The following is a 7,756-nucleotide window of genomic DNA, read 5'->3' as shown; positions in this document are numbered from 1 at the left end:
TCATGCCGCGCACGACCTTTTCAGAAAGTTCTGCGGAATAGTATTCAGCCATGCCGGTGAGCATACTCTTGACCATGATACCCGCAGGGCTGTCAGAAATAGGCTCTGTGGCCGATACCAGCTTGACATGATTTCGTTCCAACTGATACTCATAGTGTGCCGAATCGTAGCGGTTTCGGGCAAAGCGGTCAAGTTTCCAGACCAGCACAATATCAAACAACCGCTTCTCGCTGTCCTTGATCATCTGCTGGAAGTCCGGGCGGTTATCCGTTTTGGCGGAAAGGGCGCGGTCAATGTAGTGCTTAACTACCGTAATGCCGTTCTTTTCGGCATAAGCCGTACATTCACGAATCTGGCCTTCGATGGATTCTTCGCGCTGGTTGTCGCTGGAATAGCGGGCGTAAATTACGGCGGTCATGCAAACACCCCTTTCACTTCATTCTCCGCAGACGGCGCACAAGGTCGGATGCACTGTACAGCACACGAGCCACAGACACGGTATCCTCGCCCACGATGTAGAACACCGAGTAGTTGTCCACCAGCATCTGCCGCAGCCCTTGGGTGCGCTCCGGCTCGCTTTCCACCAGCGCACAGCGTTCCGGCAGGATGTTCAGCGACTGGATGGCTTCTGCAATACGGTTATACTGCCCCATAGCCGTGTCAGGCTCCAGCAGACGGTCGGCAATGTAGCTGTAAATCTGCTCCATATCGCTGAGGGCTGCATAGGAAATTTTCACGTCATACTGCTTCATCTGTGCTGTTCCCTGAACTGTGCGAATGCGCTTGCCGCATCCACAGTATCACCGTTCTGAATCTCTTTGATGCCCGCCTGCAAGGCTGCATGGAGTTGGTCATCGGTCATGATGTCAGCGTTCAGAGCCGCAGGAGCCTTCGGCAGGGATAGAGAGAAAGGAATGCCGCCCGTCAGCGTGATTTGGCGCAGGTACATATCAATGGCTGTTGCCATTGGGATGCCAAGCTGCTTCAGCACATCCTCGGCTTGCTGTTTGACGCTGGGGCTGACCCTGACGTTCAGCATCATCGTTTTTTCCATGGTTATCACCTCGAATTTATTGTAATGCTTTCTGCATTACAAGTCAATCGAGAACTAAGTGACATTTGAAATTCTCCATATTGCACAATATGTCAATCGTCAAATTGTTCAAAGCGCAAAATATTCATTCGTTAGAATAAATCTTTGGAGTATGCCCAGCTAGTGCTAGGTGGTGAGATTGAGCATTATCTCTCACTCGGTTGTGACCATGGCAGACTGAAATACTGACTTTTAATTAAAATATCCAAAGTAAACCAAGAGCCTTCTACTTGCAGTTGTTACAAATAGAGGGCTCATGGTTAGTTAGTAGTTCAACCTATTATGGTAACCATCTGAAAATACTGATACTGATATTCGTCTTCTAATACCGCCTGCATTTCTTCCATGTATAACGGGTCTTTCAACAATTTGGGATGAAATGCTCGCTCTCTCCAGAGTCGGACTCCAATTTCGGGAAAAAAATATTCCGTTCCCAGTTGCAAGTCCTTTTCGTTGCAAATAACGTTGTCCTTTTTCATTAAGCTATCAATAATACACTCGGCAGCTGTATTAAACATATCCATCCCGAACAATTTTATTGATGCCACTTTAGACAAATCACGCTGGATGCCGATTTCAGTAGCTTTTCCGTTCCGGTACTGCACAAGAAAGAACGAAGCGTTATCCATATATCGTCCGGTTATCAAATTAGGGTCATCGGTTTCCGCACAACATTCCATTTGCATTGCTTCATCAGAAGAATTCGACCAATGTTTCTTCATTTCTAGAAGAGCATTTTCTAGCTCATCTGACGTCATGCCTAATTTTAATTGTCCAATTCCAATATGTGGTATAATAATTATCTCTTTCATAACAAAACCTTATACCAAAAGGTAAACCACACAAATGCAGCAGTTGCACATATCATCAGAACCAGTAGTATCGTACTTGCAAGTTTCTTCTCAATGGAAACTTTCTGATTTTCGCATAGGACAATCTGCTGAAGATTGTGAAATTCGGCTTCGCTGACATTTCCATTTAATGCTTTCCATGCAGTGCAGCGATCTGTAACCAGCAAAAAATCGGACAGCATTTCCATAAAGATGACAGCGAAAAATGCCAGAGAAAAGAACCACATCCCATTCCATTGAAGTTCTGTCAACACACTCTGAAGGCTTGCAGGCTTTAATGACACTAACGAAATAATGTAAATCAACGTGTTGCAGAAGTCTCTTGCTAATGGCCCTTTTTGCTTAAGAAAATCCATTTTCAACCCTTTCCTTTCATCTTTATTTTTGAAATATGTGTTCTATTTTTCTGCACCGGAATCACCCTCTCATAATTTAGAATCAAAAGCAAAATTTATAAGATGCAAAGCGATTGTGCGTCATATTTTGCTTTATCAAAAATTGTTGAAAGCAGAACCCCCTCAACATTTAGGTTAGAAACGCGTTCTATAAGTTTTGTTTTATCATTGAAAGGGCAAAGTCTTTCAATAATGATTCCGTCAGTGTCACAGCAAAAATTCCAATAGCCTTCACTGTTTGTAATTGAATATTTCTTTCCATGATAAGCAAACTCTATTTCGCGTCCACAATTTAAATCCTCAATAATCATCTTAAACGGTACGTTGTTCACAGTTGTTCTCCTTAATATGCAGGCCCTCGTACGCCATTGTTCCAATCATGTCTATGGGGAAACGTATGGCCTGTTCCCCCGTGGCGATAATCAATATCCATATCCGCATTTCCATTCTTATCGTAATATCTTCTTTGCTTCACACCTTCACTATCTTCGAGATCCTTAGACGAATACGGGGTTCCGGTTTTAGGCAGAGAAGAGCCTTCAGAAGTACTTTGCGTTGAATGTTTATCTGTTGGTTCTCCAGTATTTTTTGCATCTTCATAAGCTTGTTCTGCTCGTTCAGCAAACCATTGAGTAACAGTGTCGTATACCCATGTGCCTACTTCATATATTAGTCAACGTAGTTTGCCTTGTGTTTGTGACAACTTTTTTGAAAAAATTTCTGCTTATTGTTATGTTTGTATGCTTATACAAAAAAGCACCATGCTATTTGTCAATTTCAACAAACAGCATGGTGTCTCATATTAAAATACGTTTTCAGCAATTCTCATAATCTCATCTCGGGAGGTGTTTCCCATAATCGTGTTTGAAACGCCTCCTCGCTCCCAGCTTAAAATATAAACGGCGTCTCCGTTTTCGCTTGCACTCGTTCCCAAAGTTGCATCTGCTTCTCCGACCTTTACGGTTTCGTACACTGTATGCTCATTATCAAATAGGGACTGCTGCCCCGGCTGGATAATTGAACAACGGACAGTGTAGCTTTCCTCTGTTTCTTTTGACGAGTAAACATGTAAAAAGTTTTCTGCTCGTTCAAATTTCTGCGCATCGTCCATTTCAAAGCCGTCCGGCACATAATGATCGCTGTATCCATCCGGTAATCGTTCCAACGGTTCGCCGTCCACTTGATACGTCAGCTGCATCTCAATGGGCAGGAACTTCTGAATCATCGTATAGACCGCCTTGCGGAAGTCTGCACTTACTGCAAGCGCACCGAAGGTCAGAATTATCAGCGTCAGGGCCGCAACAAGCACTCGCTTCAGCACCGGGCGGCGTTTATGCAATGCCGCTTTCAGGCGAGCATCCCATCGGGACGTGTCCGGGTAGCGTTCCTTAAGCTGTGCTGGAGTTGGCAGTTCGTCCAGTTCTTTTTGTGCATCTGCACGGAGTGCCATCATCAATGCAGCGTCAAAAGAAACTTCTGTCCGCTCACTCATGGCTGTTTAGCTCCTTCCACAATAGTTTTCTTCCACGGAAAAGCCGCATCCGAACCACTTCATCCGTCAGTCCAAGCGATTCGGCAATCTCCCGGTTGGTGTAGCCCATTGCTAAAAGGCGCAGTGGGTCACGGTACATCGGTTTCATCTGTCCAATCAATTCTGTCAGGTGTTGGATGTTATCGGTGCTGACTACTGCATCGTCCGGCACCGGGGCATCGTCTGGTGCGTCCGGGACTTCTTCCAGCGGTTCTTCTCGCTGCTTGCGAAGCATATCGTATGCACGGCTTCTACTACAACTAACGAGATAAGCGGCGAGTTCGTGACAGTTTTCTCGATGAATTTTAGAAAAATTTTTGGCAACGTACAAAAACACCTCTTGCAGTACATCTTCTGCCAGATACGAATCGCCCATAATTTTGTAAGCAGTATGGTAGACCAGCCGCTTGTAGGTATTGTATACATCTACAAATTGTTCTTCACCGCTCTGGTCATCCAGAACTGCCAGATACATTGCCAGCATTTTCGCTCACATCCCTCTTATCGGGAGGAATTATGTCAATTTGACACAATTCCTCTCTGCCCATTCAGATAAACCACCACGGCAGTTCCAGCCACAGGTTATCCATAGCTTGTTCCTCCGTCTTTTTGGCGCGGCCTTTCGTCAGGTGAAAGTATATCGCCGTGCCGATCAGCGGATGTTCCTCGCCATCGGTGAAGCCATAGCGGTACAGCAGATAGGTCTGCTCCCGTTGGGTCAGCCGTTTCAGGCCATCGTACAGTTCCCGGCGCGATTCCTGCTCTTCCATAATACTCTGCGGCTGCATGGCGTAGGGGTCGGCTATGGCTTCAATGCGCCGCAGTTGTTCCTCTCCCGGCAGAACATCGTCCAGCGAAACGCGCTGGTAGCAGACGCCGTCCTTGTCCTCCGTTACCATCCGCTGCTCAAAAGCGGCAAAGGCATCTCGTACCATGTCCATCATGGCGTTGCGGATGGCAGGAGCCGCATAGGTCAGGAACTTCATGCCGCGCGCTGCATCGAACTTCGGCACAGCTTTCCATAAGCCCAGATTGCCCGCCTGTTTCAAATCGTCCGTGTCAAGGTTCAGGCCAGCCTGTGCCAGATTCATACTGCGGAAAAGGTCATTTGCCACCTTGCCGATAAAGGACTTGTTGTTTTCGATCAGGCTGTCCAGTGCGGCGGCATCGCCTTTCTGCGCCAGGGCACAAAGCCGTTCATTCGTCTGCTTCATGGGCGTTTTCCTGCTCTGCGGCAGACTGCAAGATTCCCAGCAGACCGTTCCGCAGCTGTTCCAGTGCTTCCGGCGTAGCTCCCTCCATGCCCGAAACACTGTCCAACATTGCATCCGTCAGCTGCTCTGCTGTAATCGTTGGGTGCTGTACATCCTGCCCCTTGGTCAATTCGGTGAACATCTTCTCTGCCACTTTCTTGCTCATGGCTTCCTGTTCGGCGTAGTGGCTCCCGATACCCTTTTTGATTTCCTTGACCGCCGCCATAAAGTACATCTCGATGTCATCAAGGTCACCTTGGTATACTGGCTTTCTCCGAAGGCTGATGTCCTTTGCGGCTTTAGCTGCTTCCGGGGTCTTGACCTTTGTGCGCAGCAGGGTGCTCAATGTCGTGAGCATGGCATTCTGTGCTGCGATGCCGGATGCGAAGGTATCATCAAAATACTGCGCTATGCGGTAAGTAAGTTCTGCAAAGCGGGCGTTTTCCAACAGCAGGTTGACCACCTCTGTATTGACACGCCCTGTGTAGAGGTTCTTTGCAGCTTCTACGGACAAGCCCAGTTCGGCAATGTCGTAATTCTTGCGGTCGGGGATGTTGGTCTCTCCCAGCAGAAAATCCGTGGACACATTAAACAGCCTTGCGATTTTCAGCACCTGCTCATGGGTCAGCGTCCCTTTTGCGCCGCTGATGAAGCGGCTGATGGTGCTTTTGGAGCAGCCGATTTCCTTGGCAAGCTCCGGTTGGCTGATGTTGTGCTCTTTCATCAAGTCCGCAAGGCGGATGTTGGATGGTGCGGGCAGATATTCCTGTGCCATGTGGTCGGTCCTTCTTTTTGAGCTTTTTCCTCATTATAATACGCTCTGCCGTTTTGTTCAATATACGGTTACCTCTCCGCCCTTGCTGTTGCAGCCCTGCAACCAGTAAGGGCTTTTTTCTTTTTCCGTTGCAGTTCTGCCGCTTTTTCGCCTTTCCTGCAAAATTTTCCGTATATTCAGGCAGGAAGCAAAAAACACCAGAGTTCCCACTTTGGGGTCTCTGGTGCAACACATAACACCGCCCTGCCCGGTGGCCGCAGAGTGCAGGGCTTTGTGGACATCGAACCGCTTGTCCACCCCTGCCCGTAAAAAGTGCATTTTTTTCACGGAAGAAGTTCGTACAACCTGTACGGCCTGTACTTGTACGCACCTGTACGGAAAATTCAAGTAAATTAAAACGTGCTATCGTTCATATTTCAAATTTCCGTACGCCGTACAGACCGTACAGATTATTTGAAGTCCGTACGCGATTTTTTCGGATGCGTACGGAGCAATCAAGTTCGCATTGTGCGAACTTGATTGTAATTCTCCCGCAGGAGACGTTCCCCCTCGGAGAGTCCTCGAAGAGCCCACTACACTTTGCAGCCCATAGGGATGAAAGTGTCATAGTGGGTTATTACACTTCCGGGGAAGTGCATCTCCGTCCCCGTCACCCTCCTCTGAACCCCGAAAGGAGGGATGCCCTTTGGCAAGAAGTGATGGTATTGACCGCACAAGTGTCCGAAACCTCGCCGTTTCGGATAAGGCCGTTGGTAACACCCAGCAGCACAACGAGCGCGAAAAGGACAGCTATCGAAACCCCGACATTATCCCCCAGCGCGCCTCATGGAACGTCCACTTCAAAAAGCCAACCGCCAGCTACACTGACCTATTCGCCCAACTGGAAACCGCTGGTACGATTTCAACGCGCGGCTTGAAGCCGGATGCTACCCATTATTGCGAGCTTGTCTTTGATGTCAACTCGGCCTATTTTGACAATCACGGTGGCTATGAGTTCGCCAAGCAGTTCTACGCAGATGCCTATAAAGCCGCTGTCCAGATCGTGGGCCGTGAGCAGTATATCCTCTCCGCCGTCATGCACGCTGATGAGATCAACCGTGCCATGACCGAAGCACTAGGCCGCGAAGTTTACCACTACCACCTCCATGTGGTCTATGTGCCTGTGGTGGAAAAGCAGATCCTGTGGTCGAGACGCTGCAAGGACAAGGCACTGGTCGGCACCGTCAAGGAGACTGTCATGCAGGTCAGCCGGAGCGAGAAGTGGGCATCCAAGCCCCTGCTGGACGATGCCGGAAAGCCTGTTTTGCAAAAGAACGGCAAGCCCGTCCTGAAGAAGTCGTACAGCATCCTGCAAGACGATTTCTTCAACTATATGCACAATGCTGGGTATACCGATGTAGAGCGCGGCGAACGTGGCAGCACCGAAGAACACCTGACCGTCACCCAGTTCAAAGTTCAACGGGAGCAGGAACGGCTGGACTCCCTGACCGCCCAAGCCGACCAAAAGGCGCAGTCGCTTGCCAAAACCAGTCAGACCCTCTCCAAAAAGGAGAAGGAACTTGCCGCTGTTCAGAAAAAGGCCACGCTCACAAAAGAAGCCCTCATTCACGCGCGCGATCTGGATTATATCGGTAAGCGAACCTTCCTCGGCAACTATTCGCTGACCGAAGAAGAATTCTCCAAACTGAAAAAGCAAGCCGACCACGGCTATATGATGGACGTGGAGAACCGCCGCTTGAAAGAAGAACTTTCCACCGCCAAGAAAGAGGCCGTTCGTTGGAGCAACAAGTACCACGACCTGTGGTACGACGTGAAACCCTATCTGGATGCTCTCCACCGTGCGCCCGAACTGGTGCGC

Annotated in this window: 11 protein-coding genes and 1 pseudogene; 2 read left to right on the top strand and 10 right to left on the bottom strand. The window is 48.6% G+C overall.

What is annotated here, in order from left to right:
* The 3 genes from QZL71_RS12500 to QZL71_RS12490 all read right to left on the bottom strand — a co-directional run.
* A partial coding sequence (locus tag QZL71_RS12500; RefSeq protein WP_294649029.1) for a recombinase family protein occupies positions 1 to 418 on the bottom strand: 418 nt, incomplete at its 3' end.
* A 13-nt stretch (positions 419 to 431) separates the two neighbouring features.
* A complete protein-coding gene (locus tag QZL71_RS12495) occupies positions 432 to 752 on the bottom strand; it encodes a type II toxin-antitoxin system RelE/ParE family toxin (protein ID WP_294649026.1) in 321 nt (106 codons plus the stop codon).
* Positions 749 to 1,054 carry a type II toxin-antitoxin system RelB/DinJ family antitoxin gene (locus tag QZL71_RS12490; RefSeq protein WP_294649023.1) on the bottom strand — a complete coding sequence of 102 codons (306 nt, stop codon included), beginning with the start codon at positions 1,052 to 1,054 and terminating at the stop codon, positions 749 to 751. Before QZL71_RS12490 ends, QZL71_RS12495 begins: the two co-directional genes overlap by 4 nt.
* Before the next feature lie 123 nt (positions 1,055 to 1,177).
* Between QZL71_RS12490 and QZL71_RS12485 the strand changes: the two are divergent.
* A pseudogene (locus tag QZL71_RS12485) lies at positions 1,178 to 1,282 on the top strand (DUF6061 family protein); the annotation flags it as partial.
* Positions 1,283 to 1,365: 83 nt separating this feature from the next.
* Here the strand turns inward: QZL71_RS12485 and QZL71_RS12480 are convergent.
* The 7 genes from QZL71_RS12480 to QZL71_RS12450 form a co-directional block, all read right to left on the bottom strand.
* A complete protein-coding gene (locus QZL71_RS12480) occupies positions 1,366 to 1,905 on the bottom strand; it encodes a hypothetical protein (protein ID WP_129872948.1) in 540 nt (179 codons plus the stop codon).
* The gene (locus QZL71_RS12475; protein ID WP_294649020.1) at positions 1,902 to 2,300 is read right to left on the bottom strand and encodes a hypothetical protein; all 399 of its coding nucleotides are present in this window, start codon (positions 2,298 to 2,300) and stop codon (positions 1,902 to 1,904) included. The genes QZL71_RS12480 and QZL71_RS12475 overlap by 4 nt, the downstream gene beginning before the upstream one ends.
* Before the next feature lie 95 nt (positions 2,301 to 2,395).
* Entirely contained in the window at positions 2,396 to 2,671 is a 276-nt protein-coding gene (locus QZL71_RS12470; protein ID WP_143405954.1) for a hypothetical protein, read from the bottom strand.
* Between the two features lie 470 nt (positions 2,672 to 3,141).
* Positions 3,142 to 3,831, bottom strand: coding sequence for a DUF4367 domain-containing protein (locus tag QZL71_RS12465; RefSeq protein ID WP_294649017.1), 690 nt, complete (start codon positions 3,829 to 3,831; stop codon positions 3,142 to 3,144).
* Positions 3,824 to 4,354, bottom strand: coding sequence for an RNA polymerase sigma factor (locus tag QZL71_RS12460; protein WP_097779250.1), 531 nt, complete (start codon positions 4,352 to 4,354; stop codon positions 3,824 to 3,826). The genes QZL71_RS12465 and QZL71_RS12460 overlap by 8 nt, the downstream gene beginning before the upstream one ends.
* Before the next feature lie 64 nt (positions 4,355 to 4,418).
* Positions 4,419 to 5,084 carry a sigma-70 family RNA polymerase sigma factor gene (locus tag QZL71_RS12455; RefSeq protein WP_097779249.1) on the bottom strand — a complete coding sequence of 222 codons (666 nt, stop codon included), beginning with the start codon at positions 5,082 to 5,084 and terminating at the stop codon, positions 4,419 to 4,421.
* On the bottom strand, positions 5,068 to 5,898 hold the full coding sequence (locus QZL71_RS12450; protein WP_256267040.1) for a helix-turn-helix domain-containing protein: 831 nt from the start codon (positions 5,896 to 5,898) through the stop codon (positions 5,068 to 5,070). The genes QZL71_RS12455 and QZL71_RS12450 overlap by 17 nt, the downstream gene beginning before the upstream one ends.
* Before the next feature lie 685 nt (positions 5,899 to 6,583).
* Here QZL71_RS12450 and QZL71_RS12445 point away from each other — a divergent pair.
* On the top strand, positions 6,584 to 7,756 hold a 1,173-nt coding region (locus QZL71_RS12445), incomplete at its 3' end, for a plasmid recombination protein (protein WP_294649014.1).

Source organism: uncultured Faecalibacterium sp. (genome assembly GCF_900066275.1).
Taxonomy (GTDB): domain Bacteria; phylum Bacillota; class Clostridia; order Oscillospirales; family Ruminococcaceae; genus Faecalibacterium; species Faecalibacterium taiwanense.
Note: the sequence above shows the minus strand (reverse complement) of the source record. Positions and strands in the feature narration are given on the sequence as shown.